Annotated in this window: 25 protein-coding genes and 1 riboswitch; of the genes, 17 read left to right on the top strand and 8 right to left on the bottom strand. The window is 74.7% G+C overall.

Going from position 1 to position 25,842, the window contains the following annotated elements; genetic code table 11:
- Nucleotides 1-89: 89 nt before the first annotated feature.
- Complete coding sequence (locus AB0E19_RS30190) at nt 90-1,409, bottom strand: glycosyltransferase family 4 protein (RefSeq protein ID WP_362185363.1); 1,320 nt, start codon at nt 1,407-1,409, stop codon at nt 90-92.
- A gap of 239 nt (nt 1,410-1,648) precedes the next feature.
- On the opposite strand from AB0E19_RS30190, the gene AB0E19_RS30185 reads away from it, so the two are divergent.
- Entirely contained in the window at nt 1,649-2,290 is a 642-nt protein-coding gene (locus tag AB0E19_RS30185) for a TetR family transcriptional regulator (protein ID WP_360599968.1), read from the top strand.
- Here the strand turns inward: AB0E19_RS30185 and AB0E19_RS30180 are convergent.
- The 3 genes from AB0E19_RS30180 to AB0E19_RS30170 form a co-directional block, all read right to left on the bottom strand.
- The gene (locus tag AB0E19_RS30180; RefSeq protein WP_362185362.1) at nt 2,284-2,838 is read right to left on the bottom strand and encodes a hypothetical protein; all 555 of its coding nucleotides are present in this window, start codon (nt 2,836-2,838) and stop codon (nt 2,284-2,286) included. The two genes, AB0E19_RS30185 and AB0E19_RS30180, sit on opposite strands and share 7 nt — an antisense overlap.
- A gap of 75 nt (nt 2,839-2,913) precedes the next feature.
- On the bottom strand, nt 2,914-3,147 hold the full coding sequence (locus tag AB0E19_RS30175) for a ferredoxin (protein ID WP_362185361.1): 234 nt from the start codon (nt 3,145-3,147) through the stop codon (nt 2,914-2,916).
- Nucleotides 3,147-4,607 (bottom strand): aldehyde dehydrogenase, encoded by a 1,461-nt coding sequence (locus AB0E19_RS30170; protein WP_362185360.1) that lies wholly within the window; start codon nt 4,605-4,607, stop codon nt 3,147-3,149. Before AB0E19_RS30170 ends, AB0E19_RS30175 begins: the two co-directional genes overlap by 1 nt.
- A 101-nt stretch (nt 4,608-4,708) precedes the next feature.
- Here AB0E19_RS30170 and AB0E19_RS30165 point away from each other — a divergent pair, with 101 nt between their 5' ends.
- The 7 genes from AB0E19_RS30165 (at nt 4,709) to AB0E19_RS30135 (ending at nt 12,553) form a co-directional block, all read left to right on the top strand.
- Nucleotides 4,709-5,785 (top strand): MBL fold metallo-hydrolase, encoded by a 1,077-nt coding sequence (locus AB0E19_RS30165; protein ID WP_362185359.1) that lies wholly within the window; start codon nt 4,709-4,711, stop codon nt 5,783-5,785.
- A gap of 70 nt (nt 5,786-5,855) precedes the next feature.
- Nucleotides 5,856-5,930: riboswitch (cobalamin riboswitch) on the top strand.
- Between the two features lie 100 nt (nt 5,931-6,030).
- A complete protein-coding gene (locus AB0E19_RS30160; RefSeq protein WP_362185452.1) occupies nt 6,031-7,287 on the top strand; it encodes a prenyltransferase/squalene oxidase repeat-containing protein in 1,257 nt (418 codons plus the stop codon).
- Nucleotides 7,284-7,961 carry an SCO2322 family protein gene (locus AB0E19_RS30155; RefSeq protein ID WP_362185358.1) on the top strand — a complete coding sequence of 226 codons (678 nt, stop codon included), beginning with the start codon at nt 7,284-7,286 and terminating at the stop codon, nt 7,959-7,961. Before AB0E19_RS30160 ends, AB0E19_RS30155 begins: the two co-directional genes overlap by 4 nt.
- Nucleotides 7,958-9,112 carry an energy-coupling factor transporter transmembrane protein EcfT gene (locus AB0E19_RS30150; protein WP_362185357.1) on the top strand — a complete coding sequence of 385 codons (1,155 nt, stop codon included), beginning with the start codon at nt 7,958-7,960 and terminating at the stop codon, nt 9,110-9,112. Before AB0E19_RS30155 ends, AB0E19_RS30150 begins: the two co-directional genes overlap by 4 nt.
- Nucleotides 9,109-10,962, top strand: coding sequence for an ATP-binding cassette domain-containing protein (locus AB0E19_RS30145; RefSeq protein ID WP_362185356.1), 1,854 nt, complete (start codon nt 9,109-9,111; stop codon nt 10,960-10,962). The genes AB0E19_RS30150 and AB0E19_RS30145 overlap by 4 nt, the downstream gene beginning before the upstream one ends.
- The gene (locus AB0E19_RS30140) at nt 10,959-11,816 is read left to right on the top strand and encodes an ECF transporter S component (protein ID WP_362185355.1); all 858 of its coding nucleotides are present in this window, start codon (nt 10,959-10,961) and stop codon (nt 11,814-11,816) included. Before AB0E19_RS30145 ends, AB0E19_RS30140 begins: the two co-directional genes overlap by 4 nt.
- 335 nt (nt 11,817-12,151) lie before the next feature.
- Nucleotides 12,152-12,553, top strand: coding sequence for a transglycosylase SLT domain-containing protein (locus tag AB0E19_RS30135; RefSeq protein ID WP_362185354.1), 402 nt, complete (start codon nt 12,152-12,154; stop codon nt 12,551-12,553).
- 75 nt (nt 12,554-12,628) lie between these two features.
- Here the strand turns inward: AB0E19_RS30135 and AB0E19_RS30130 are convergent, their stop codons facing one another.
- Nucleotides 12,629-13,087 (bottom strand): hypothetical protein, encoded by a 459-nt coding sequence (locus AB0E19_RS30130; protein WP_362185353.1) that lies wholly within the window; start codon nt 13,085-13,087, stop codon nt 12,629-12,631.
- A 249-nt stretch (nt 13,088-13,336) separates the two neighbouring features.
- The gene (locus tag AB0E19_RS30125; protein ID WP_362185352.1) at nt 13,337-14,515 is read right to left on the bottom strand and encodes a steroid 3-ketoacyl-CoA thiolase; all 1,179 of its coding nucleotides are present in this window, start codon (nt 14,513-14,515) and stop codon (nt 13,337-13,339) included.
- Nucleotides 14,516-14,830: 315 nt separating this feature from the next.
- On the opposite strand from AB0E19_RS30125, the gene AB0E19_RS30120 reads away from it, so the two are divergent.
- From AB0E19_RS30120 to AB0E19_RS30110, 3 genes are read left to right on the top strand one after another with little or no spacing between them, the layout of a single operon-like run.
- Nucleotides 14,831-16,087: a cytochrome P450 gene (locus AB0E19_RS30120; RefSeq protein WP_362185351.1), complete on the top strand. Its 1,257-nt coding sequence runs from the start codon at nt 14,831-14,833 to the stop codon at nt 16,085-16,087.
- 46 nt (nt 16,088-16,133) lie between these two features.
- Entirely contained in the window at nt 16,134-17,231 is a 1,098-nt protein-coding gene (locus AB0E19_RS30115) for a DUF2330 domain-containing protein (protein WP_362185350.1), read from the top strand.
- Entirely contained in the window at nt 17,228-17,896 is a 669-nt protein-coding gene (locus AB0E19_RS30110) for an O-methyltransferase (protein WP_362185349.1), read from the top strand. The genes AB0E19_RS30115 and AB0E19_RS30110 overlap by 4 nt, the downstream gene beginning before the upstream one ends.
- Before the next feature lie 9 nt (nt 17,897-17,905).
- On the opposite strand, the gene AB0E19_RS30105 is transcribed toward AB0E19_RS30110, so the two are convergent.
- Nucleotides 17,906-19,060, bottom strand: a complete 1,155-nt coding sequence (locus AB0E19_RS30105) for a serpin family protein (protein ID WP_362185348.1) — start codon at nt 19,058-19,060, stop codon at nt 17,906-17,908.
- Between the two features lie 12 nt (nt 19,061-19,072).
- On the opposite strand from AB0E19_RS30105, the gene AB0E19_RS30100 reads away from it, so the two are divergent.
- A complete protein-coding gene (locus tag AB0E19_RS30100; RefSeq protein ID WP_362185347.1) occupies nt 19,073-19,402 on the top strand; it encodes an antibiotic biosynthesis monooxygenase in 330 nt (109 codons plus the stop codon).
- Between the two features lie 92 nt (nt 19,403-19,494).
- A complete protein-coding gene (locus AB0E19_RS30095; protein WP_362185346.1) occupies nt 19,495-19,980 on the top strand; it encodes a GNAT family N-acetyltransferase in 486 nt (161 codons plus the stop codon).
- 6 nt (nt 19,981-19,986) lie between these two features.
- Here AB0E19_RS30095 and AB0E19_RS30090 read toward each other — a convergent pair whose 3' ends face one another.
- Nucleotides 19,987-20,754 carry a hypothetical protein gene (locus AB0E19_RS30090; RefSeq protein WP_362185345.1) on the bottom strand — a complete coding sequence of 256 codons (768 nt, stop codon included), beginning with the start codon at nt 20,752-20,754 and terminating at the stop codon, nt 19,987-19,989.
- A gap of 419 nt (nt 20,755-21,173) precedes the next feature.
- Between AB0E19_RS30090 and AB0E19_RS30085 the strand changes: the two genes are divergently transcribed.
- The 4 genes from AB0E19_RS30085 to AB0E19_RS30070 all read left to right on the top strand — a co-directional run bounded on the left by AB0E19_RS30085 (nt 21,174) and on the right by AB0E19_RS30070 (nt 25,675).
- The gene (locus AB0E19_RS30085) at nt 21,174-22,220 is read left to right on the top strand and encodes a peptidoglycan-binding domain-containing protein (protein WP_362185344.1); all 1,047 of its coding nucleotides are present in this window, start codon (nt 21,174-21,176) and stop codon (nt 22,218-22,220) included.
- 156 nt (nt 22,221-22,376) lie between these two features.
- The gene (locus tag AB0E19_RS30080; RefSeq protein WP_362185343.1) at nt 22,377-23,045 is read left to right on the top strand and encodes an HAD-IA family hydrolase; all 669 of its coding nucleotides are present in this window, start codon (nt 22,377-22,379) and stop codon (nt 23,043-23,045) included.
- Between the two features lie 1,269 nt (nt 23,046-24,314).
- Nucleotides 24,315-24,959, top strand: a complete 645-nt coding sequence (locus tag AB0E19_RS30075; protein WP_362185450.1) for an HNH endonuclease family protein — start codon at nt 24,315-24,317, stop codon at nt 24,957-24,959.
- Between the two features lie 245 nt (nt 24,960-25,204).
- On the top strand, nt 25,205-25,675 hold the full coding sequence (locus AB0E19_RS30070; protein WP_360606532.1) for a DoxX family protein: 471 nt from the start codon (nt 25,205-25,207) through the stop codon (nt 25,673-25,675).
- Nucleotides 25,676-25,842 lie beyond the last annotated feature (167 nt).

Raw genomic sequence — 25,842 nt, 5'->3', positions numbered from 1 at the left:
GCGTTCCTCCCCCGGAGGGGGTGCCCCCGGGCGGGAACGGGTGGGCACCACCCACCCACCGGGCCGCACCCGGCACGCGAAGCTGGACGTCACCGGCGCACTCCGGCGCCCCGCACGGCAAGCGCCTCCCGGTACAGCTCCGCCGTGCCCTGCGCGGCCCGCGCCCAGGTGAACCGTTCCAGGACCCGCGCCCGCCCGGCGGAGCCGAGCCGGGCCCGCAGCTCGGCGTCGCCCAGCACCCGCCCGAGCGCCGCGGCCAGCGCCCCCGCGTCGCCGGTCGGCACCGCGAGGCAGGTCTCGCCGTCGGGGCCCGCGACCTCCGGGATCGCCCCGCCGGTCGTGGCGACCAGCGGCGTGCCCGTGGCCATGCCCTCCGCCGCCGGCAGCGAGAAGCCCTCGTACAGGGACGGCACGCAGGCGACCTCGGCGGACCGGTAGAGGTCGACGAGCTCGGAGTCGCTGATGCCCTTCACGAAGCGGACGGCGCCGTCGAGCCCGTACCGCTCGATCGCCTGGGCGACCGGCCCGTCCTCGGCGCGCTTGCCGACGACGACGAGGTGCGCCTCGGGCCGCTCGGTGCGCAGCTTGGCGAGCGCCTCGATCAGGAAGACGAGGCCCTTGAGGGGGACGTCGGCGCTGGAGGTGGTGACGATCCGGCCGGGGACCTCGGCGACCGAGGGGTCCGGGGACCACAGCTCGGTGTCGGCGCCGATGTGCACGACCCGGATGCGGTCCTCGCGGACGCCGAGGTGCTCGACGATCTCGTCGCGGGAGGTGCCGGAGACGGTGAGGACGGACGGCAGCCGGCGGGCGACCCGCTTCTGCATGCGGGTGAAGCCGTACCAGCGGCGGACGGAGGCGCGGCGCTTCCAGTCGGCGGCGGCGTCGAGCTCCAGCTGCCGGTCGACGGTGATGGGGTGGTGGATCGTGGTGACCAGCGGGGCGCCGAGCGCGCGGGGGCCGCCGAGGAGGCCGTACCCGAGGGTCTGGTTGTCGTGGATCACGTCGAAGTCGCCGCGGCGGGCGGCGAGGGTGCGGCGGGCGCGCAGCGAGAAGGTCAGCGGCTCGGGGAAGCCGCCGGTCCACATGGTGGCGACCTCCAGGCCGTCGATCCAGTCCCGGTACTCCTCGCGCTTCGGCGTCCGGAAGGGGTCGGGCTGGCGGTAGAGGTCGAGGCTGGCGATCTCGCTGAGCGTGACGCCCTCGTCGAGCGTCGGGTACGGCTGGGAGCCGAAGACCTCGACGGTGTGGCCCAGCCGGGCCAGTTCGCGGGAGAGGTGGCGGACGTAGACGCCCTGGCCTCCGCAGAAAGGGTTGCCCTTGTACGTGAGGAGAGCGATCCGCAACGGACCGTCACCGGACGGGGCGGCGCCCTGCCGGGGGCTTGCCTGTATGGCCTCAGCGGTCATGCGCGACCCCCTTCGAGCGTGCGTTTCGCGCGAGCGTAACCGCTCGCGCTAAGGTAGAACAAGTTACAGACTTGATCGTTCCCGACCCCTCCCGGCTGCCCGGGAGGCACAGAATCTACCGGCAGGTAGCTTCGGTGTGAGCGTCGGAACAGGTGATTCGCGCCACCCGGCCGCGGAGGTTCGCGCCACGGCCGTCCTCCGCCATACTGGCGCTCCCCACCGCACGGAACGGGACCCCGATGACCGCAGAGAGCAGAGCGGACCACCGCCCCTCCGCCACACCGCCGCTGACGGAGCGTCAGGAGGCGCGGCGGCGCCGCATCCTGGACGCCAGCGCCCGGCTCGCCGCCCGCGGCGGCTTCGACGCGGTGCAGATGCGGGAGGTCGCGGAGGCGGCCGGGGTCGCCCTCGGCACCCTGTACCGCTACTTCCCGTCCAAGATCCACCTGCTCGTGGCGACCATGCAGGACCAGCTCCAGCACATGCACACCACGCTCCGGAAGCGGCCCCCGGCGGGCGCCGCCCCGGCCGAGCGGGTCGCGGAGACCCTGATGCGGGCCTTCCGCGCGCTGCAGCGCGAGCCGCAGCTCGCCGACGCGATGGTCAGGGCGCTGACCTTCGCCGACCGCAGCGTCAGCCCCGAGGTCGACACGGTCTCCCGGCTGACGACCGCGATCATCCTGGACGCGATGGGCGCGGAGCAGCCGACGCCCCAGCAGCTGTCGGCCGTCCGCGTCATCGAGCACACCTGGCACTCGGCGCTCATCACCTGGCTGTCGGGGCGCGCCTCGATCGCCCAGGTGAAGATCGACATCGAGACGGTCTGCCGTCTGATCGACCTGACGGCCCCGGACCGCGCCCGCGCCGCCGCGCGTCAGTGACCGGCCTCCTCGCCGGACAGGAGGTCGATCTCCCGCTCGGTGAACTGCTGCATGCACGCGTCCTCCGTGGCGTTGAAGGAGACCATGTCCGCGCCCAGCGTCCGTGAGGGCATGTGCCGGGCGAAGAGCGTCCATCCGTCCTTCTTGAGGACGACCTGCGTCAGGGGCCCGTCGTCCCCGCCGACCGGCAGCGCCTTCCGTTCCCCGGACCCGGCCCAGCCCTTCCCCGCCAGCGCGGTCAGGGCCTTGTCGTACTTCCCGAGCGAGCCGTCCACGGCGGGGCCGACGTACTGCCAGCCGGCGGCGCACGGGGCGGCCCGCCGCGCGATCCGGTCCCGCTCCGTCGCCGGCGCCGCCGTGCCGGTCGCCTCCCCCGGCCCCGGCAGCTCCGACTCCGGCAGCCCCGCGGCGGCGACGGCCGTACGGATCTCGGCCCGGGCGGCCTCCCGGCCGAAGGCGGGCGCGTCCGCGGCGGCCTGGCATCCGGTGACGAGGTGCGCGAGCACCACCGTCAGGGCCGCCGCGGCGGCCCGTCTCTTCCCCTGCACGTGCGTTTCCTCCCCGGGTCGCGGGGCCGTTCGCCCCGTGATCAGGGGAGGAGTGTGGCACGGCGCGCCGGCGGCCTAGTCCTCCGGCGGGTAGACCGGTTCCCCGCCGTCGGCGAGGGTGATGAGGATGGCCTCCACCGGGCAGCCCTCGGCCGCCGCGAGGATCCGTTCGCCCGCGTCGGCCTCCGGGTGGACCGGGTGGGACTGGCGGGCGGTGTCGAGGCGGAAGCCGTGCGGGGCGTGGTTCACGCACATGCCGGAGCCGATGCAGACGGCCCGGTCGACCTCCACGTGCCAGCGGTCGCCCATCAGTTGTCCCCGTACCCGGCGGGCAGGTGGATCATCTTGTGCTCCAGGTACTCCCCGAAGCCCTCGGGGCCGAACTCGCGGCCCACACCGGAGTTCTTGTAGCCGCCGAAGGGGCCGAGCATGTCGAGGCTGAAGGTGTTGACGTTGAAGGTGCCGGTGCGCACCCGGCGGGCGAAGTCCAGGCCGTGCTCGACGTCGCCGGTCCAGACGCTGCCGCTGAGCCCGAAGTCGGAGTCGTTCGCGATCCGCAGGGCCTCGGCCTCGTCCCCGTACGGCAGGAGACAGATCACCGGGCCGAAGATCTCCTCGCGGGCGATCCGCATCGCGTTGTCGACGTCCCCGAAGAGGGTCGGCTCGACGTACCAGCCCCGGTCGAGGCCCTCCGGGCGGCCGCCGCCGGTGAGGAGCTTGGCGCCCTCCGCCTGCCCGATGCCGATGTAGTCGAGGGAGCGCTGCTGCTGGCGGCGGGCGACGAGCGGGCCGAGCTGGGTGGCGGGGTCGAGCGGGTCGCCGACGACGAGGGCGGAGGCCGCCGCGGAGAACGCCTCGGCGTACTCCGCGTACCGGGAGCGGGGGGCGAGGATCCGGGTCTGGGCCACGCACGCCTGGCCGTTGTTCATCCAGGCGGCCGGGACGATCCCGGCGACGGCGGTCGCCACGTCGGCGTCCGGGAGGATCACCGCCGCCGACTTGCCGCCGAGTTCGAGGGTGACGCGGGTGAGGTTGCGGGAGGCGACCTCCATCACGCGCTTGCCGGCGGCGACCGAGCCGGTGAAGGAGACCTTGTCGACGCCGGGGTGCCCGACCAGGTACTCGCTGACCTCGCGGTCGGCGGGCAGGATCGAGAGGACGCCCTCGGGCAGCCCGGCCTCGGCGGCGATCTCGCCGAGGAGGTACGCGTCGAGCGGCGACTCCGGCGAGGGCTTGAGGACCACGGTGCAGCCGGCGAGCAGCGCCGGGCCCAGCTTGGCGGCGGCGGTGAACTGCGGCACGTTCCACGGCACGACGGCCGCGACCACGCCGACCGGCTCGCGCCGCACGAGCAGCGGGCCGAGGACCCCGGCGCGCCGCTCCTCGAAGACGAAGTCCCGGGCGACGGTGATCGCCGAGTCCCACACCATCATCGCGCCGAGCGCCTGGGCGAGGACGGACCAGGAGTACGGGGAGCCGTTCTGCGCGCTGACCGCGCGGGCGATCTCCTCGTGCCGGACGGCGATGGCGTCCTTGATCCGGGAGACGACCTCGATCCGCTCCGCCAGGCTCGTCCGCGGCCAGGGCCCCTCGTCGAAGGCCCGCCGGGCCACCGCGACCGCCCGGTCGACGTCGGCGCGCGAGGCGTGCGGGACGCGTCCGATGACCTCCTCGGTGTGCGGGGAGATCACCTCGATGGAGGCGTCGCCGAGCGGGTCGGTCAACTCCCCGCCGATGAACAGCTTTCCGTGCTCCACAAGCTCGCTCATGCCGGTCGCCTCCCGGGGGTATCTGACGGTGCCTCAGAACTGATATCAGTTCTAGTTATAGTGGGCAATGGTCGTACCGGTACGCAGAGACGAGGGCGCTCATGACGCAGGTGACCGAGCACGGCGGCGGCGTCTGGTCGCTGCGGGTGCCCATCCCGGACAACCCGCTGGGCCACACCCTCGTCCACGTCCTCGACACCGGCCGCGGGCCGGTCCTCGTCGACACCGGCTGGGACGACCCCGAGTCCTGGAGCGAACTGAACGACGGGCTGGGGGCACTCGGGATCACGGCGGGCGACGTCCACGGGGTCGTCATCACCCACCACCACCCCGACCACCACGGACTCTCCGGCCGGGTCCGGGAGGAGTCCGGGGCCTGGATCGCCATGCACGCCGCCGACACCGCCGTCGTCCGCCGCACCCGCGAGTCCGACCCCGGCACCTGGCTCGACTACCTCGCCCGCAAGCTCGCCGCCGCCGGCGCCCCCGAGGACCACCTCGCGCCGCTGCGCGCCGCCCGCTCCGGGGGCCGGATGCGCACCCTGCCCGGCCTCGGCGCCGCCCTCCCCGACCGGGAGATCGTCCCCGGCGAGCTCCTCGACCTCGCCGGGCGGCGGCTCCGCGCCGTCTGGACCCCCGGCCACACCCCCGGCCACGTCTGCCTCCACCTGGAGGAGGAACACCCCGCGGGGCTCCCCGGCCACGGCCGGCTCTTCTCCGGCGACCACCTCCTCCCCGGGATCTCCCCGCACATCGGCCTGTACGAGGACCCCGACGACTCCCCCAAGCTCTCGGCTGCGCTCGAGCAGGGGGTACCCCCATCGGTGACGGATCCTCTGGGCGACTACCTGGACTCCCTGGAGCGGATCGGGCGGCTCGGCGTCGCCGAGGTCCTCCCCGCCCACCAGCACGCCTTCCCCGACGCCGCCCAGCGGGTCCGCGAACTCCTCGACCACCACGAGGACCGGCTCGCCGGCCTCCTCGCCCTCCTCACCACCCCCCTCACCCCCTGGCAGCTCGCCGAGCGCATGGAGTGGAACCGTCCCTGGGACCGCATCCCGTACGGCTCCCGCAACATCGCCGTCAGCGAGGCCGAGGCCCACATCCGGCGGCTCGTGAAGCTGGGCCGCGCGGAGGCCATGACGGGGACGGAGCCGGTGGCGTACGTGGCGGTGTGACGCGGCTCGCACGCCCGGGGCGGCGGTCCCGGGGGCCGGTACAGTGGCCCGGTCGTCTTCATGCCCGAGCAGGGGAAAGCCGGTGCGAATCCGGCGCTGACCCGCAACCGTGAGCCGCTCGACAGAGCAGCGAGCCGGAACGCCCTGCCCCGGGACGTGAGCGCCGGCACCGTCGAGGAATACGGCGCCGGACGCGGGCCCCGCGCGGGCGCCGGTGTCCGGTGCCCGCACGAGAGGCAACCATGATCAGCGTCCGTCGCGCCGCCGCCGCGCTCACCGCAGCGGCAGCCGTGCTCAGCACCGCCGCGACCGGCACGGCCTCCGCCGCGCCCTCTCCCAGCGCCTCCGCCGCCGCGCTCCCGCCCGGCCTGTACGGCACGAGCGACCCGACGTACGACGGCGTCTGGCGGCAGTCGCTCGCCTTCCTCGCCCAGCGCGCCACCGGCTACCAGCCCGCCGACCAGGCCGTCGACTGGCTGCTCGGCCAGCAGTGCGCGGACGGCTCCTTCGCCTCGTACCGCGCGGACACCACCAAGCCCTGCGACGACAAGACGATGCGGGACTCCAACGCCACCGCCGTCGCCCTCCAGGCGCTCGGCGCGGTCCGCCGCGAGGCCGCCGACCCGACGAAGATCGACACCGCGGTCAAGTCCGGCTACGGCTGGCTGCGCGGCGTGCAGAACAAGGACGGCGGCTGGAGCTACACCCCCGGCGGCCCCAGCGACGCCAACTCCACCTCGATCGTCGTCAGCGCGCTCGCCGCCTCGGGCGTCAAGCCCGGCTCGTACACCTCCGCCGAGGGCCGCACCCCCTACGACGCGCTGCTCGCGCTCGCGCTGCCCTGCTCCGAAGAGGAGGGGCCGGGCGCCTTCGCGTACCAGCCCGACAAGGAGGGCGCGCTCGCCGCCAACGCGGACGCGACCGCCGCCGCCACCCTCGCCGGCCTCGGCAAGGGCATCACCGCCGTCAAGGCCACCCCGCCGCAGGCCCCGACCTGCGTCGACCTCTCCGAGCCGACCGTCGAGCGCGCCGCCCTCAACGGCGCCTCCTACCTCGCCAAGTCGCTCGTGCAGACCGGCCACCTGACCACCCCGCCGCTGCCCGGCGCCACCGAGACCGAGCCGAAGCCGGACTTCGGCAACACCGCCGACGCCGTCGTCGCCCTCGCCGCCGCCGGCACCGCCCGCCTCGCCGAGCCCGCGCTCCAGTGGCTGGAGCAGAACGCCGCCCCCTGGGCGAAGCAGTCCGGCCCCGCCGCCTACGCGCAGCTGATCCTCGCCGCGCGGGCGATGGAGGCCGACCCCCGCGAGTTCGGCAAGGTCGACCTGGTCGAGGCGCTCAACGCGACCGGCCCCGCCCCGAAGACCCCCGACACCTCCGCCGCCTCCACCGAGGACGAGGACGAGGACTCGTTCCTCGGCTTCGACGTCTGGTGGATCATCGGCATCGGCATGGTCGCCGGCGTCGGCATCGGCTTCCTCCTGAGCGGCCGCAAGAAGTGACCCTCCGGAGGAAGACCACCGGCGCGGCGGCGTGCGCCGCCGCCGGGCTGCTGCTCGCCCTCGGCGCGGCGGCCCCGGCGCAGGCGGCCGGCTACCGGTACTGGTCGTTCTGGGAGTCCGACGCCGGGAAGTGGACGTACGCCACCGAGGGCCCGGCCACCGCCCGGCCCGCCGACGGCGCCGCCATCGGCTTCCGCTTCGCGCTCAGCGAGGATTCCGCCGACGCGGCGAAGCCGACCGCCGCGCCCGACTTCGCCGCGGTCTGCGCCGACGTCGAGCAGACGCCCGGCACCAAGCGGGTCGCGGTCGTCGTCGACTTCGGCACCCCGAAGGACGCCCCCGCAGGCGAGACCCCGCCGAAGGCCGCCCCGACGACCGGCTGCGCCCGGATCGACGGGAAGGGCACGGCCGCGGACGCCCTCGCCGCCGTCGCCAAACCGCTCCGCTACGACAGCTCCGCGATGCTGTGCGGCATCGCCGGCTACCCGGAGAAGGGCTGCGGCGAGGCGGTCGCCTCCGCGGCCCCTCCGACCGGATCGGCCACCGCCGCCACCGCCACCGCCGCAGAGAAGAACGACGGCGGGGACGGCCCGTCCCTCGGCCTCCTCGTCGGCGGCGGAGCCGTCCTCGCGCTCGGCGGCGCGGCCGTCTGGAAGTCCCGCCGCCGCGCATGACCCGGGCCACGTCCGTCACCCCCGGCCCGCCGGGGCGCCTCCTGGCGCCCGTGGCGGACCGGGGCAACGTGCTGCACCCCGGCGCCTGGTGGCTGTGGGCCCTCGGCCTCGCCGTCGCCGCCTCCCGGACGACGAACCCGCTGCTGCTCGGGCTGATCGTCGCGGTCGCCGGATACGTGGTGGCGGCGCGCCGGACGGACGCGCCGTGGGCCCGCTCGTACGGCGCCTTCGTGAAGCTCGGCCTGTTCGTCGTCGCCCTGCGGATCGTCTTCTCGCTGGTCCTGGGCTCCCCCATCCCCGGTGAGCACGAACTGTTCACCCTCCCCGAGCTGCCCCTCCCCGACTGGGCGCAGGGCATCCGCGTCGGCGGCCGGGTCACCGCCGAACAACTCGTCTTCGCCCTCTACGACGGCCTCAAACTGGCCGCCCTGCTGATCTGCGTGGGCGCGGCGAACGCGCTCGCCAACCCGGCGCGGCTGCTCAAGTCGCTGCCGGGGGCGCTGTACGAGGCCGGGGTCGCGGTCGTCGTGGCGATGACCTTCGCGCCGAACCTGGTCGCCGACGTGGTCCGGCTGCGCACCGCGCGACGGCTGCGCGGCCGGCCCACGGGCGGGGTGCGGGCGGTCCTCCAGATCGGCCTGCCGGTCCTGGAGGGCGCGCTCGAACGGTCGGTCGCCGTGGCCGCGTCGATGGACGCGCGCGGATACGGGCGCACCGCCCAGGTCCCGCCGGGCGTCCGCCGCACCACGAACGTGCTCACGCTCGGCGGTCTGCTCGGCGTCTGCGCCGGCTCGTACGGCCTGCTGGCCGCGCAGGGCGCCGGATACGGGCTCCCGCTGCTCGCCGTCGGCCTCGCCGCGGCCGTCGCGGGGCTGCGCCTCGGCGGCCGGCGCACCCTGCGCACCCGCTACCGCCCCGACCGCTTCGGCCCCCGCTCCTGGCTGGTCGCCGCGTCCGGCATCGCGGTGGCGGCCCTGATGATCCACGCGAACGCGTACGCGCCGGACGCCCTCCACCCCGGGGTCGTCCCCCTGATCGCCCCCGAGCTGCCGCTCTGGCCCGCCCTGTCGGTCCTGCCCGGCCTGCTGCCCGCCGTCATCGCCCCCGTACCGCCCGCCCGTACCGCCGTCCGCGAGGAGCCGTCCGCGTGATCCGTTTCGAGAACGTCTCGGTGACGTACGAGGACGCCGCCGGGCCCACCCTGCGGGACGTCGACCTCGTGGTGCCGGAGGGGGAGCTGGTGCTGCTCGTCGGGCCCTCGGGGGTCGGCAAGTCGACGCTGCTCGGCGCGGTGTCCGGGCTCGTCCCCCACTTCACCGGCGGGACGCTGCGGGGCCGGGTGACGGTGGACGGCCGGGACACCCGGACCCACCACCCGCGCGAGCTGGCCGACCTCGTCGGGACCGTCGGGCAGGACCCGCTCGCCCACTTCGTCACCGACACCGTGGAGGACGAGCTCGCCTACGGCATGGAGTCCCTGGGCCTCGCCCCCGCCGTGATGCGGCGGCGCGTCGAGGAGACCCTGGACCTGCTGGGCCTCGCGGACCTCCGCGACCGGCCCATCGCCACGCTCTCCGGCGGCCAGCAGCAGCGGGTCGCCATCGGGTCCGTCCTGACCACGCACCCCAAGGTCCTCGTGCTCGACGAGCCGACGTCCGCGCTCGACCCCTCGGCGGCGGAGGACGTCCTCGCGGTCCTCCAGCGGCTCGTCCACGACCTCGGCACGACCGTCCTCATGGCGGAGCACCGCCTGGAGCGGGTCGTCCAGTACGCCGACCGCGTCCTCCTCCTGCCGGAGGCCGTACTCGGCACCCCGGCGGAGATCATGGCCGTCTCCCCCGTCCACCCCCCCGTGGTCGCCCTCGGCCGCCTCGCCGGGTGGAACCCGCTGCCGCTGACGGTGCGGGACGCGCGCCGCAGGTCGGACGAGCTGAAGGCGCGGCTGGGCGAGCGGCGGGAGGAGCGGGCGGAGAAGCGTGCGGCGGGCCGTGACCCTGCGGGGCTTCTCCCCCACCCCGCCCCTTCCCGGAACCGTGGCTCCGCCCCGGACCCCGTACGGCCTTCGGCCGTGTCCTCGAACGCCGGACGGGCTGAAACCGGGACTGAGCCCCCGAATCCAGTCCCGCCGGCGTTCGAGGCGCGGGGGTCCGGGGGCGGAGCCCCTGGTTTCGGGAAGGGGCGGGGTGGGGGGAGGTTTCTGTTCCGGCGGCGGAGCGTGCCCGCCCCCGTGCCCTCCGCCGCGCCGCAGGCACTCGTGGACGTCGACCGCCTCGCGGTCCGCCGCGGCCGCGTCGAGGCCCTGCGAAGGGTCGACCTGCGCGTCGCCCGCGGCGAGACCGTCGCGCTCATGGGCCGCAACGGAGCCGGAAAGTCCACCCTCCTCTCCACGCTCGTCGGCATGATCGCCCCCACCTCCGGCACCGTCCGCGTCTCCGGGCTCGTCCCGCACACGACCGAGCCCCGCACCCTCATCCGGCAGGTGGGCCTGGTCCCGCAGGAGCCGAGGGACCTGCTGTACGCGGAGACCGTCGGCGACGAGTGCGCGGCCGCCGACGCGGACGCGGCCGCGCCGCCCGGGACCTGCCGGGCGCTCGTGGCGGAGCTCGTACCGGGGGTGGCGGACGCGGCCCACCCGCGCGACCTGTCCGAGGGGCAGCGGCTCGCACTCGCGCTCGCCGTGGTGCTGACGGCCGCACCTCCGCTGGTGCTGCTCGACGAACCGACCCGCGGTCTGGACTACGCCGCGAAGGCCCGGCTCGTGACCCGGCTGCGGGCGCTCGCCGCCGACGGGCACGCGATCGTCCTCGCCACGCACGACGTGGAGCTCGCGGCGGAGCTGGCGGACCGGGTGGTGATCGTCGCCGGCGGCGAGGTCGTCGCGGACGGCCCGACGGCCGAGGTCGTCGTCTCGTCCCCCGCCTTCGCCCCGCAGGTCGCGAAGATCCTGGCCCCGGAGCCGTGGCTCACGGTCGAGCAGGTGGAGGAGGCGCTCCGCCCGTGAGGACGCATCCGATCCGCCTCGGGCCGCGCTCCGTCGCCGCCCTCGTCCTCGTCTCCCTCGTCGGTCTGGCGGGCATCGGCTGGCCGCTCTTCGCGGACGCCGGCTCCGCCGTCACCGACCACGCCGCCGACGCGCCGTGGCTCTTCGCGCTGATCCTCCCCCTCCTCATCGCCGTCGTCGTGGCGACGATCGCGGACTGCGGGATGGACGCGAAGGCGGTCGCGATGCTGGGGGTGCTCGCCGCCGTGGGGGCGGCGCTGCGCCCGCTGGGCGCGGGCACGGCCGGCCTGGAGCCGATGTTCTTCCTGATGGTGCTGAGCGGCCGCGTCCTCGGCCCGGGCTTCGGCTTCGTCCTGGGCGCGGTGACGATGTTCGCCTCGGCGCTGCTCACGGGCGGCGTCGGGCCGTGGATGCCGACGCAGATGCTGGCGATGGGCTGGTTCGCGATGGGCGCGGGCCTGCTGCCCGCGGGCGTCCGGGGCCGGCGGGAGCGGCTGATGCTGGCCGCGTACGGCTTCGTGGCGGCGTTCGCGTACGGCACGGTCACCAATCTGTACGGCTGGGTGACCGTCGGCGGCCTCGGTCAGGGGATCTCCTTCGTCCCGGGGGCCCCGGCGGCCGAGAACCTGGTCCGCTTCCTCGCGTACGTGCTGGCCACCTCCCTCGGCTGGGACCTGGGCCGGGCCGCGCTCACCGTGGTCCTGACGCTCACGGTCGGCGGACCGCTGCTGCGGGCGCTGCGCAGGGCCACCCGGCGGGCGAACTTCGAGGCCCAGGTCACATTCGAGGGGCCGGAGAAGGGGCCTGCGGGTGAGGCGCCTCATAGGACCCACGTCACGTACGACCGGGCATAGTAGAACCGGACGAGGCGCACAAAACGCCCGTTAGCGCCTTTGACCTGCGAAAACACCCCACCCCCCGAGCGGGGTCCCGCCCGCCGGAGTCCGAACCTTCCTCGTACTGGGGGGCGTTGCGCCGACCCCCGGGGATTTGTTTCTGTAGTGGACGTCGCCAGGCAGCAGGTACTCGGCTCAGCGCAAGCGAAACGCTCAGCGAGAGCGAGGCACCGCGGCAGGCCGGTTCCCCCCAGTCCCCGGGTCCCCCGGGCTCTGGTTCCGGCATGCCTGAAGCGGCCGGAAACGGCCGTGACGCCCGGCACAGCCACAGTCCCCGACGTTAGGTAGACGTTTTGTTCCGCTCGATCACCACTCGCGCCGCTGCCCGCAAGAAGTCCTTCGCCGCCACCGCAGCCGTGCTGCTCGGCGCCTCGGGTGCGGTGCTCGGCACGACGGGCACGGCCTCGGCCGCCAGCCCGCAGGAGCTCGCCCGCGACATCGTCCCCGCCTCGCAGTACTCCGCCTTCAGCAAGATCGTCTCGCACGAGTCCGGCTGGAACTTCAAGGCCACCAACTCCTCCTCCGGCGCCTACGGCCTGGTCCAGGCCCTGCCCGGCTCGAAGATGGCCTCGGCCGGTTCCGACTGGAAGACCAACCCGGCCACCCAGATCAAGTGGGGCCTGAACTACATGAACGAGCGCTACGGCTCCCCGAACGCCGCCTGGGCGTTCTGGCAGGCCAACGGCTGGTACTAAGAGTCACCACGCCGCCCCGCGCACACCGCAAGGCCCCGCCCTCCTCTCGGAGGGGCGGGGCCTGCGGCGTTTCCGCTACTTCGGCGGCTCGGTGGCCGCCGGGCTCGCGCCGTCCTTCCCCGCAGCCGCCCCGGGCGCGCGCCCGAGGAGCACGACCCAGTCGCCGTCGTGGCGGAACATCGACACGTACGTGGCGAAGGGCCGGCCGTCCCGCCCCTTCCCGGTGACCCGCGCGCTCGCCAGGTCGTCGCCGAACTCGTGCGACACCTCGACGTCCGCGACCGTGATCCCCTTGCCCCCGTCGGCGGCGACGATCTCGCGCGCGTCGGCCTCGACCTCCACGTACCCCGACGGCCCCAGCTCGGCGAGCGCGGCCGCGTCCCTGCCGTTCAGCGCCCGTACGTACGCGTCGACGGTCTGCCGTTCCGTACGCCCCACGGGCTCGGCCTCCTGCGCGCACCCCGCCGCCGGCGCGCAGCCGGCCACGGCCAGCGCCACTGCCACCACCGTCGTCCGGACCCTGCGTGTCCTCATGCGTTCCCCCTGGTGATCGGTCTCCCTGGGGGGACGCGGGGACCCCGGTCCCGAGTTCCGCGTCCGGCGTCGAGCGTTCCGGCTTCCGGCTTCCGGCTTCCGGCTTGCGTCTTCCGTCTTCCGTCTTCCGGCTTCCGGCTTGCGTCTTCCGGGCGCGGGCGCGGGGCCCCGTCCCTCCCACTCCGGAGGGACGGGGCCCCGCGGTTTCCCGGGCACCCCTGCCAGGTCTCGTGAGGCCGCGCGGCCCCGCTACAGCCGCTGGATGATCGTTCCCGTGGCCTGCGCGCCGCCCGCACACATGGTGATCAGCGCGAACTCCTTGTCGGACCGCTCCAGCTCGTGCAGCGCGGTGGTGACGAGGCGGGCGCCGGTCGCGCCGACCGGGTGGCCGAGGGCGATCGCGCCGCCGTTGACGTTGACCTTCTCCAGGCCGTCGAGGTCCTTCTCGAACTCCTGGGCCCAGCTGAGCACCACCGAGGCGAAGGCCTCGTTGATCTCGACCAGGTCGATGTCCCGGAGGGACATGCCGGCCTTGCCTAGGACCGCGCGGGTCGCGTCGATGGGTCCGTCGAGGTGGTAGTGGGGGTCGGCACCGACGAGCGCCTGGGCGACGATCCGGGCGCGGGGCCGCAGCTTGAGCGCGCGGGCCATCCGCTTGGAGGCCCACATCACGGCGGAGGAGCCGTCGGAGATCTGGGAGGAGTTCCCGGCGGTGTGGATCGCGGTGGGCATGACCGGCTTGAGCCGGGCCAGGCCCTCCATGCTGGTGTCGCGCAGCCCCTCGTCGTGGTCGACCAGTCGCCACATGCCCTGGCCCGCGTGCTGTTCGGCTTCGGTGGTCGGGACCTGGACGGCGAAGGTCTCGCGCTTGAAGCGTTCCTCGGACCAGGCGACGGCGGCCCGCTCCTGGGAGATGACGCCGAGGGAGTCGACGCGCTCGCGGGTGAGGCCGCGGCGCCGGGCGATGCGCTCGGCGGCCTCGAACTGGTTGGGCAGGTCGACGTTCCACTCGTCGGGGAAGGGCTTGCCGGGCCCGTGCTTGGAGCCGGAGCCGAGCGGCACGCGGGACATGGCCTCGACCCCGCAGGAGATGCCGACGTCGATGACCCCGGCCGCGATCATGTTCGCGACCATGTGGCCGGCCTGCTGCGAGGAGCCGCACTGCGCGTCGACGGTCGTGGCGCCGGTCTCGTACGGCAGTCCCATGGTGAGCCAGGCGGTGCGGGCGGGGTTCATGGACTGCTCGCCGGCGTGGGTGACGGTGCCGCCGACGATCTGCTCGACGCAGTCGGCGGGGATGCCGGTGCGGCCGAGGAGTTCGCGGTAGGTCTCGCCCAGGAGATAGGCGGGGTGGAGGTTGGCGAGCGCGCCTCCGCGCTTGCCGATGGGGGTGCGTACGGCTTCGACGATCACGGGTTCCGCGGCCATGGGCTCGTCCTCTCCTCGACCGGGCGGGGTGTCCCGGCACCCCGTCCTGTCGGCGTCACGGGAGAACTAGTACGCGTTCTAGTTCTGAGTGAAGTCTTATGACTGCTACCGCCGGTACGCAAGGGTCCGGAAGGGAGGAGTTCGGCGACGGGGACGGCTTCAGGACTTCCGGAGGGGCGGGCGCGGTCCGCGTCCGCGGGTGCGCCGGGTCGCACCCGGAGGCGTATTCCGTCCGCGCCTCTTGCCACTTGTAGAACTCGTTACTAACTTTCCGGGCAACTTCTGATGGTCCATCAGATATGGAGCGTGCTGCCGATGCCGACCTGCCCCCACCTCCCCGAAGGATTCGACGCCACCGACCCCGACCTGCTGCGCAGCCGCGTCCCGCTCCCCGAGTTCGCGGAGCTGCGGCGCACCGCACCGGTCTGGTGGTGCCCCCAGCCGCGCGGCATCACCGGCTTCGACGACGAGGGGTACTGGGCCGTCACCCGCCACGCGGACGTCAAGTACGTCTCCACGCACCCCGAGTTGTTCTCCTCCCAGGAGAACACCGCGGTGATCCGCTTCAACGAGCACATCGGACGCGAACAGATCGACGTCCAGAAGCTGATCATGCTCAACATGGACCCGCCCGAGCACACCCGGGTCCGCCAGATCGTCCAGCGCGGCTTCACCCCCCGCGCCATCCGCGGCCTGGAGACCGCCCTGCGCACCCGCGCCCGCGCGATCGCCGAGGAGGCGCGGGCCGCGGCCGCCGAAGACCCCGACGGCACCTTCGACTTCGTCACCAAGGTCGCCGTCGAGCTGCCGCTCCAGGCCATCGCCGAACTCATCGGCGTCCCCCAGGGAGACCGCTCCCGCATCTTCGACTGGTCCAACAAGATGGTGGCGTACGACGATCCCGAGTACGCCATCACCGAGGAGGTCGGTGTCGAGGCCGCCATGGAACTCATCGGGTACGCGATGAACATGGCCGTCGCGCGCAAGGAGTGCCCCGCCGCCGACATCGTCTCGCAGCTGGTCGCCGCCGAGGACCAAGGGAACCTCTCCTCCGACGAGTTCGGGTTCTTCGTACTGCTGCTCGCCGTCGCCGGGAACGAAACCACCCGCAACGCGATCAGCCACGGCATGCACGCCTTCCTCACCCACCCCGACCAGTGGGAGCTCTACAAGCGGGAGCGCCCCGCGACGACCGCCGAGGAGATCGTCCGCTGGGCCACCCCGGTCGTCTCCTTCCAGCGCACCGCCACCCAGGACACCGAACTCGGCGGCCAGAAGATCAAGAAGGGCGACCGGATCGGCCTCTTCTACTCCTCCGCCAACCACGACCCCGAGGTGTTCGAGGACCCGGGCGCCTTCGACATCACCCGCGACCCCAACCCCCACCTGGGCTTCGGCGGCGGCGGGCCCCACTTCTGCCTCGGCAAGTCCCTCGCCGTGAAGGAGATCGAGCTGATCTTCGACGCGATCGCCGACGTCCTGCCCGACCTCACCCTCGCGGCGGAACCCCGCCGGCTGCGCGCCGCCTGGCTCAACGGCGTGAAGGAACTGCGCGTCCGCACCGCCCACTGAGCACCGGAGCGGGAACCGGGATCCTCCCCCGCACGTCCGAGCGGACATGCGGGGGACACACACCACCACCACGACCAGAATCCTGACGACGCTGCTCGCGCTGCTCGCGCTCCAGCTCGGCTCGCTCGTCGCGCCCGCCTGGGCGTGCGGCTGCGGCGCGATGATCACGCGCCCCGCGGAGCGCATCGGCGTCGACCAGGAGCAGTCCGCCGTCCACTGGGACGGCCGGACCGAGACCATCGTCATGCGCTTCCGCGTCCGCGGCAACGCCAAGCAGGCCGCCTGGATCATGCCGGTGCCGAGCCGGGCGGACGTCACCCTCGGCGACCCCGGGCTCTTCGACGCGATCGAGGAGCTCGCCGCGCCCGAGGAGCGGGAACGTTCCTACTTCTGGCCCCGCGAGGACGACTGGCCCTTCGACTCCGGCCACGGCGACGGCGCCTCGGCCGGCGCGGCCCCCGGCGGCGGCGTCGGCGTCGTCGGCCGCGAGCGGCTCGGCCCCTTCGACGTGGCCCGGCTCACCGCCACCGACCCGGACGCCCTCGGCGACTGGCTCCACGCCAACGGCTTCGAACTCCCCGAGCGGCTCACCCCCGAACTCCGGCCCTACGTCGACCGGAAGTGGGAGTACGTCGCCATCCGCCTCGTCCCGGAGCACAAGGACGTGCCCCTGTACGGCGAGCTGACCCCGCTCCGCATCACCTTCGCCTCCCCCGAACTCGTCTACCCCATGCGGCTCTCGCGCCTCGCCGAGACCCGCCAGACGCTCGGCCTGTCGATCTTCGCCGCCCACCGCATGGAGCCCCGCTCGCCGATCGGCGGCGAGGCCCCCGAGGTCACCTTCTCCGGGCGGATCGACCGGCCCGACGGCCCCGTCGCCGCCCTCGCCGGCGGCGACCCCGTCCACCTCACCGTCCTCCGGCAGCGCTTCCCCGAGCCCTCCCGCATCGACGACGACCACGTCCTGCGGACGGTCGCCGACACGCCGTACCGCCAGGTGGTCTACCGGGAGCGGCTGCTGACGTTCGCCGGTGTCCCGGCCTGGATGCTGACGGCGGGCGCGGGCGCGGCGGTGATCGCCGGCCTGACCGTCCTCCTGACGGCGCGGGCGAACCGCCGCCGCCGGGTACCGTCGGCGGCATGACGAACCCTCAGTGGCACGACGTCGACGCGTACGTCACCGACCTGCTGGTCCCCGCCGACGAGGCCCTGACCGCCGCGCTGGCCGACAGCGCGGCGGCCGGTCTCCCCGAGATCGCCGTCGCCCCCAACCAGGGCAAGTTCCTGAACCTCCTCGCCCGGGTCCAGGGTGCCCGCCGCATCCTGGAGATCGGCACGCTCGGCGGCTACAGCACCATCTGGCTGGCCCGCGCGCTGCCCGCCGACGGGCGCCTGATCAGCCTGGAGTACGACCCCCGGCACGCCGAGGTGGCCCGCGCCAACCTCGCCCGCGCCGGGCTCGCCGACCGCGTCGAGGTCCGCACGGGCGCGGCCCTGGACACCCTCCCCCTCCTGGAGAAGGAGGCCGCGGGCCCCTTCGACCTGGTCTTCGTCGACGCGGACAAGGCCAACAACCCGCACTACGTGACCTGGGCCCTGAAGCTCTCCCGCCCCGGCACCCTGATCGTCGTCGACAACGTCGTCCGCGCCGGGCGCGTCGCCGTCCCGGACCCGTCGGACCCGGCGATCACCGGCACCCGCGCCATGTTCGAGCTCGTGGCGAACGAGCCGCGCCTCGACGCGACCGCCCTCCAGACGGTCGGCACGAAGGGCCACGACGGGCTCCTCATCGCCCGCGTCACGGCCTGACCGCCCGCGTCACGGCCTGACCGGGGATCCCCCGGCCCGCCATCCCACGAACAACGGCAGCCGCCCGTCGGCGTCGAGGACGACCACCCCGAAGGGCCGGTCGAAGGCGATCCGCTCGACGGGCAGCGGCCGGGCCGCGCTCCGCGTCATCTCCACCTGGGTGACGGCCGCCGCCTCCACCCCCGTCTCGCCGACCTCCAGCACGGCCTCCTGGAGCGCCTTGGAGACGTACAGCGGCGCGGGCGAGAGCCCGGAGAAGTCGGCACCGGGCCGCGCCGGGGCCGTCACCCCCACCGACTCCAGCCAGGCCAGCGCGTCGATCCGGCCCCGCAGCTCGAACCGGGGCAGCGCCAGCTCGACGCCCCCGGCCCCCACCGGCTCCCGCCGCCCGCCCCGTACCGGCCCCCACCGCCCCTCCCGTACCGGCTCCGGCCCGCCGTCCGCCCAGGCGAGCGGCACCACCGTGTCCGGCCCGGCGCCCACGGGGCCGAGCACGAACCGCACCCGCGGCGCCCGCTCCCCCGCGCACGGCAGCTCCACGACGACCCCGTCCCCGTTCCCGTTCCCATGCCCGTGCCCGACCCGCCACGCCGACCGGGCGGGAACGCGCCGGTGCATGGTCGGCACCTCCGTCACGCTCCCGTCCGCCCCGGTGAACGGCGCGGGCCGGGTCCGGCTCGCGTCGAACGCCTCCCGCCACACCGCCCCCAGGGCCATCACGCCGACCAGGACCAGGTCGGCGCCCCCGTCCAGCGCGTCGGGCAACCCGTCCATCCGTCCCCCGCTGACCTCGGCCACCCAGCCGTCCAGCTCCGCCCGCGCGTCCCCGCCCAGCTCCCCGAACCCGACGTCCGGCAGCCCGTTGCGGTACGCCGCGCGCACCGGCACCCGGCTCCGCACCGCGACCCCGGCGAAGACGCCCGAGGTCCGCGCGAACGCCGCCGTCACCCCGGTGACGGCGGGGCCCGCCTCCTCCCCGGCCACCCCGAGCACCGCCCGCAGCTCCTCGGCGGCCCGCCCCCGCGCCCCCGCCGCCACGGCGCCGAGCGCCACCCACAACCCGGCCGGCGACCCGACGAAATCCCGCGCCGCGTCCCCCGGCAGCAGCCACCCGGCCAACTCCCGTACCGCCCCCGCCCGCACGGCCGCGCCGTTCCCGGTCATATCCTGCCTTTCATGAGCATCGTGAAGATCAACGTCCTGACCGTGCCCGCCGAGCAGCGCGACGTCCTGGAGCAGCGGTTCGCCTCGCGGGCCGGCGCCGTGGAGGGCTCCGACGGGTTCGAGTGGTTCGAGCTGCTGCGGCCGCTGGAGGGCACCGACCAGTACTTGGTGTACACCCGCTGGCGCAGCGAGGAGGACTTCCAGAACTGGATGAACGGTTCCATGAAGGCGGCCCACCAGGGCACCGCCGGCGGCGAGGGCGGCGCCGAGCGCCCGAAGCCGGCCGCCTCCGGGTCGACGCTGTGGTCCTTCGAGGTCGTGCAGCAGGCGTCGCCGAAGTAGGGACCGGGGCGGAAGGCGGGAGCGGGGCCGCAAGGCGGGAGCGGGGGCGGGGGGCGAAAACCGGCGGCGGCCGTGGTCGTGCGGGTCGCAGAATGGCCCGCATGACCTGGACCTTCTCCTCCGAGCGCGTCGACACCCCGGACGCCACCGCCCTGCGTCGCGACTACTACGGCGATGTCGCCGGGCGGTACTTCGGGCGGGTGCTGACCGAGGACGAGTACGACGACGACATGATCGACGACGGGCTCGACCTCCTCGCCCCGCCCGCCGGGCAGTTCCTGGTCGGGCGGTACGACGGGAAGGCCGCCGCGTGCGGCGGCCTGGTCCTCCTCGACGCCGGCCGGGCCGAGCTGACCCGGGTGTACGTCCGCCCCGCCTTCCGCGGCCTGGGCGGCGCCGACCTGCTCATGGGCGGCCTGGAGGAGGCCGCCCGCGCGCTCGGCGCCCGCCGGGTGGTCCTCAACACCCGCCTCGACCTGGTCGAGGCGCGGGCGCTGTACGTGCGGCACGGGTACGGGGAGATCCCGGCGTACTGCTCGGGGCCGTACATGGAGATCTGGTACGGCAAGGAACTCTGAGGCGGGTCAGGCCGGTTCGCCCGCCCAGACGACGACGTCGAAGGTGGCGTTCGTGTCGCTGGCCTGGCCGCCCATCTCCTTGACGGTCATCCGGACGAGCCGGCCCTCGCCGGTGCGTCCGCAGACCGTCAGGCCCGTCTTGATCTCGATGTCGTTCGAGGTGGCCTGGGTCGGGACGACGCCCGCGCAGTCCGCGTAGGTGGGCGCCTTCGCCGCGCCCTTCCACACGAGGGCCTTGGCGCCGTTGTCGGGGCGCAGCATGTGGTCGCCGAACGGGTAGACGGCGAAGTCGTTGTCGCTGTTGATCTCGGACTGCACGGGCGGCGCCGCGTCGAGGTCCTTGTCCTCCACGTACGTGATGACGAGGGTGCCCTGCCAGTGGACGGTGTCGGGCGCCGGGCCCGAGGGCGTGGCGGGGGCGGACGGGGTCGACGCGGCGTCCGTGGCCTCCGTCGTGGTCTCCGGTGCCGCCTCCTGGCTCGGCGACTGCGTCTGCGCCGAGGGCTCGGCCGGCGGCTCCGTCGGCGCGCTCGTCACGGGGGCCGGGCCGGCCTTCGGGTCGTCGTCCCCGTCCGTGTTCACCAGATACGTGCCGACGACGCCGATCACCGCCGCCACCAGCGTCGCGCCCGCGCCGATCCAGGCGCCCCGGTGCGACGGCGGGCGGGTCGGCGGGGCCGCGTAGACGACGCCGTACGCCGGCCCGTCCGGATGCTGTCCCGGCGCGTGTCCCGGATGCGGCGGCCAGCTCTGGCCCGGCTCGTGACTGCTCATCCTGTCCGTCCCCCTGTGACTGGAAGTCGATCTACGGCTGGACAGGGTACCGACCCGGGCTGAGCCGACGTCAGGCGCGGTGGCCCCGGGCCGCTTCGGGAGCACGGGGGCGCTCCGCGCCGGGCTCCGCGGCCGGCTCCGCGGCCGGCTCCGCAGTCAGCTCCGCGGTCGGCTCCTCGGCCGGTTCCACCAGGCCGGCGGGGCGCGCCCGGGTCCCCACCGGCCGCCGAGGAGTCCGGCGCCCGAGCAGCGGTCTCCCGGGCCCGGACCTGAACCCTGGGCGTCTCCCGGCGCGAGTGCGTCACCCACCCCCCTGAACCGAATGTCCTCATATGCCCTGCGGGGGGCACACGTGTTCACCCGGAGGCAGGAGGCCGCCTGCATAATCACTGCCAGTTGCGTTGGGGAGGGGACACATCATGACCGGACACGCATGTCCTGATTGCGGTGATCGGAGACCGGGCTGCGCCTGCGCCCGTACGGCGGAGGCGGCGGCGGCCGAGGACTTCGACCCGCTCCGGATCAGGCCGTACGTGACGCTGGACGCGCCCGACGACGAGGCGGCCGACCCGCCGACGACGCAGCTCACGGCGGTACGGATGGGGTCCGGGACCGCCGGAGGGTACGGAGGCCCCGACGGCCCCGGGGGATACGGGCCGTACGACGACGGCCACTCCCCGCTCCCCCCGTACGGCTCCGAGGGCGGGGCCGACGAGACCATGCCGCTGCTGCTCGGCGGGGTCGGCGGCGCGGGGGGCGCCGACGACTCCTGGACGGCCGGCCCGGCGGCCGGGGCGCGGCGGGAGCGGTCGCGCCGGCGGCGGGGCGGCGCCCTGGTCGCGGGCGTCGCGGCGGCGGCCGTGGTCGGCACGGCCGCGCTGGCCGCGGCGGTGTTCGGCGGCGAGGAGCCCGAGGACCGGGCGATCGTCCCCGAGGTGACCACGAGCGCGTCCCTGAACCTCGCCGTCTCGGAGGAGCCGTCCCCGACCTCCGGCAGCCCCACGCCGAGCCGCACGCCCTCGCGGACGCCCTCGCCCAGCTCGTCCTCCCCGACGGCCTCGGCGTCCCCGTCCGCCTCCGCCTCCGCCTCGCGGACGACGGCCCCGACGGCGACCGGCTCGCCGTCCGCGACGGGCGGCGCCGCGGCCCCCTCCCTGCAGCCGACGACGGCTCCCGCGACCTCCGCGGCCCCGACGACCGCCTCGCCCACCCCCACGCACACGGACGCGCCCGAGGGGGCGACGCTGAGCCTCGGCGACACGGGCCCCGAGGTGCAGGAGCTCCAGACGCGGCTGCGGATCCTGTGGGTGTACCTGGAGGACGCCGACGGGGTCTTCGACGAGGGCCTGCGCACGGCCCTCGAGGAGTACCAGGACCGGTTCTGGCGCCTGAAGGACCCGGAGGGCGTCTACGGTCCGCACACCCGCCGCGAGCTGGAGCGGGACACGGAGCAGTACTACCAGTAGGGGCCGGGGGGTGGCCTGGACGGCCGGGGGTGCCGACCCGGGTGGCCAAGACGGCCCACGGTTTTGTATCGTGAAAAAACAAAGTGGCCCCGCCCGTACTCCCTGACCGGCGGGCGGGACCACTTCGTTCTCCGCACCACCCCCCTGGAGACCCCCATGGCCGCCACCCCGGCAACGCTCACCGCCCGCGCCCTCCTGCTCGACATGGACGGCACCCTGGTCAACTCGGACGCCGTCGTGGAGCGCTGCTGGCGCCGCTGGGCGGACCGGCAGGGGCTCGACGCCGACGCGGTGCTGAAGGTGGTGCACGGCCGCCAGGGCTACGCCACGATGGCGATCCTCCTCCCCGGCCGCCCGATGGCCGAGAACCACGCGGACAACGCCGTGATGCTCGCCGAGGAGACCGCCGACGTCGACGGCGTCGTGCCGGTGGCCGGCGCCCCCTCCTTCATGGACGCGATCACGGACTTCCCGCACGCCCTGGTGACCTCGGCGGACGAGGCCCTCGCCCAGGCCCGGATGGGCGCGGCGGGCCTGCGGATGCCCACGACCCGGGTGACCGCCGAGCAGGTCGGCGCGAGCAAGCCGGACCCGGAGGGCTTCCTCAAGGGCGCCGCCGAGCTCGGTACGGCCCCGGCGGAGTGCGTGGCCTTCGAGGACTCCGAGGCCGGCATCCAGGCGGCGAAGGCGGCCGGGATGCGCGTCGTGGGCGTGGGCCCGCGCGCGGCGGCCTTCGCACCGGACCTGCACGTCCCGGACCTGACCCGCCTGCGGCTGGACGCGAACGGGGACGGGACGATGACCCTCGGAGTCGTACCGGAGTAACCCCCAGGCGCCCCCGAGCTCACCCACACCACGGAGCCCCACGCAGCTCCACGCACCCCCGGGGCTCCACCGAACTCACGGGATCCACCGAACTCACGGGATCCACCGAACTCACGGGATCCACCGAACTCGCGGGCCCCAGCGAACTCGCGGGTTCCGCCCACCTCCCGGGCTCCACCGAACTCGCGACTTCCGCCCGCCCCGGCCCCCCGACCCGCGCACCGGGCCCACCCGGCCCACTTCCCGGGCCCCCGAGGCCACCCACCTCCCGGGCACCCCCGAACTCGCGGGCACCACCCATCACCCGGGTCCCCACTCGCGCACCGGGCGCCCACCCAGCCCGTCTGCCCGGCACACCTCCGCGGGCCCCCGACCTGCACGTCGGGCCCACCCGGCCCACCTCCCGGGCCCCGAGCCCGCCCACGCCACGGGCTCCACCCACCTCCCGGGCACCACTGAGCTCGCGGCTTCCACCCACCTCCCGGGTCCCCGACCCGGGAGCCGGGTCCACCCGGCGCCCGCCCGCCGGCCCCACCCAACCTCTCGGGACGCCCGAGCCCGCCCGCCTCGCGGGCTCCACCCCCTCGCAAGTCCCCCCACCTCGCGGGCCTCCGACCCGGGAGCCGTCCCCCTGCCCACCCCCTGGGCCCACCGGCCGCCCCTGGGACCCCCGCCCCAGGCGCCGGGGCCCACCCGACCCGCCCGCCGGGTCCACCCGCCCGCCTCACGGGCGCCACCGACCTCACACCACCGCTGCACACCGAGGCGGGCGGCGCTCGCGCGCGGCGGGGCCCGGGGGGGCCGCACACGGCGCGGCGGGCGGCGCTCCCGCAGCGGGGCCGGGTGGCCGCACCAGCGGGTCCTGCGGTGACCCTGCGCGGCGGGGTGGGCGGCGGCCGTGCGGGGGCGGAAGGCGCCGCAGAACGCACAGCGGAGCTCGCCGCGACCGAGCGCCGCAGAACGCACAGCGGGCTCGCCGCGACCGAGCGCGGCGGAACGCGCAGGCGTCGCGCACGGCGCCACACCCGGTGGTCGTGCGCCGGGCGTCGCCACGGACGATTCCCCTCCGCCCCTCCCACCGGCGGAATCTGGCACTCCGTCAGCACACGTCACACCCCTTGATGTGACGTGTTCATGTCGCCACCCTGTTACCTGGCGCACCCCCCGACGAAACCTCGCGCCGCCACGATGACCGGGCCGTCGCCCGGTACCGCACGGGACCGGGCGAGCCGCCGAGGTCCCACCGAATCAAGGGAGTCCCCCATGCCCATCGGCAAGGTCTACGCGCGTCGAGCCGCCGTGCTCGCCTCCTCCGCCGCCCTCGCCCTCACCGGCCTCGTCACCACCGCGCCCTCCGCCCAGGCCGCGATGCCGACCCCGGTCAGCGCCGCCACCGCCCGCACCTACCTGGCCTCCCTCACGGTCAAGGCGGAAGGTTCCCTCACCGGCTACAGCCGCGACCTCTTCCCGCACTGGATCACCCAGTCCGGCGCCTGCAACACCCGCGAGACCGTCCTCAAGCGCGACGGCTCGAACGTCGTCACCGACTCCTCCTGCGCCTCGGTCAGCGGCAGTTGGTACTCGGAGTACGACGGCGCCACCTGGACCGCCGCGTCCGACCTCGACATCGACCACGTCGTCGCACTCGCCGAGGCCTGGCGCTCGGGCGCCAACTCCTGGACCACCGCCCAGCGCCAGGGCTTCGCCAACGACCTCACCCGGCCGCAGCTCATAGCCGTGACCGACAACGTCAACCAGGCCAAGAGCGACCTGGACCCGGCGGAGTGGCTGCCGCCGCGCACCGCGTACCGCTGCACCTACGCCCGCGCCTGGGTCCACGTGAAGTACCACTACAACCTCAGCGTCGACTCGGCGGAGAAGAGCGCCCTCCAGACCGTCCTCAACGGCTGCTGACCACGCCCCTCCTGACACACCGTGAGCCGCGGCGGAAGCCCCGGCGGGAAAACGGCGTGAATTCGGCGCGCCTGTGGTCCAGACCTGCGGAACTCTTACCGCAGGCGCGCCCCCCACGGCCCCTCAGTCGAGATGTTTGAACTTGCAAGTACTAATGAGGGGTGCCTAACCTGGCGGCCGTTCGGTTTCCGTCCCCCACGTCCGCCCCCTCTCCGGGGCGGCCAGGCCGAAGGAGTTCCCCCACCATGAGCACCCTCACGCACCGCCTCGACCAGGCGCAGCCCTACGCGCTCGGTCTCTTCCGGATCGTCATCGGCCTGCTCTTCGCGTGCCACGGCGCCGCCTCGCTCTTCGGCGTCCTCGGCGGCGCGATGGGCGGCGGCACCGTCCCGGCCGGCACCTGGCCCGGCTGGTACGCGGCGGTGATCCAGCTCGTCGGCGGCGGCCTGGTCCTCGTCGGCCTCGGCACGCGCGGCGCGGCCCTCGTCTCCTCGGGCTCGATGGCGTACGCGTACTTCTGGGCCCACCAGCCCGAGGCCCTCTTCCCGCTCCAGAACCACGGCGAGACCGCCGCGCTCTTCTGCTGGGCCTTCGCCCTGCTGATCTTCACCGGCCCGGGCGCCCTGGCGCTCGACGGCCTCTTCGGCGGGAAGGGCTCCCGCGCGGAGGAGTCCGAGCGGGGCTCGGAGAAGCAGAGCACCCCGGTCGCGGCCTGAGGGCCACACCGCCCCTCCCCCTGAGCCCACCCCACGGCTCGACCGCTCGACGCCCCCCCGCTCGACCACTCGGCACGCGCCGCGTCACGACCACGCGGCACGCGCCACGGCTCGACCACGCGACGCGTCCCATCGCTCCCCCGGCCCGCCCGGGCCCCCGCCGGTAC

This window comes from Streptomyces sp. NPDC047974 (assembly GCF_040653375.1).
GTDB lineage: Bacteria > Actinomycetota > Actinomycetes > Streptomycetales > Streptomycetaceae > Streptomyces.
Note: the sequence above shows the minus strand (reverse complement) of the source record. Positions and strands in the feature narration are given on the sequence as shown.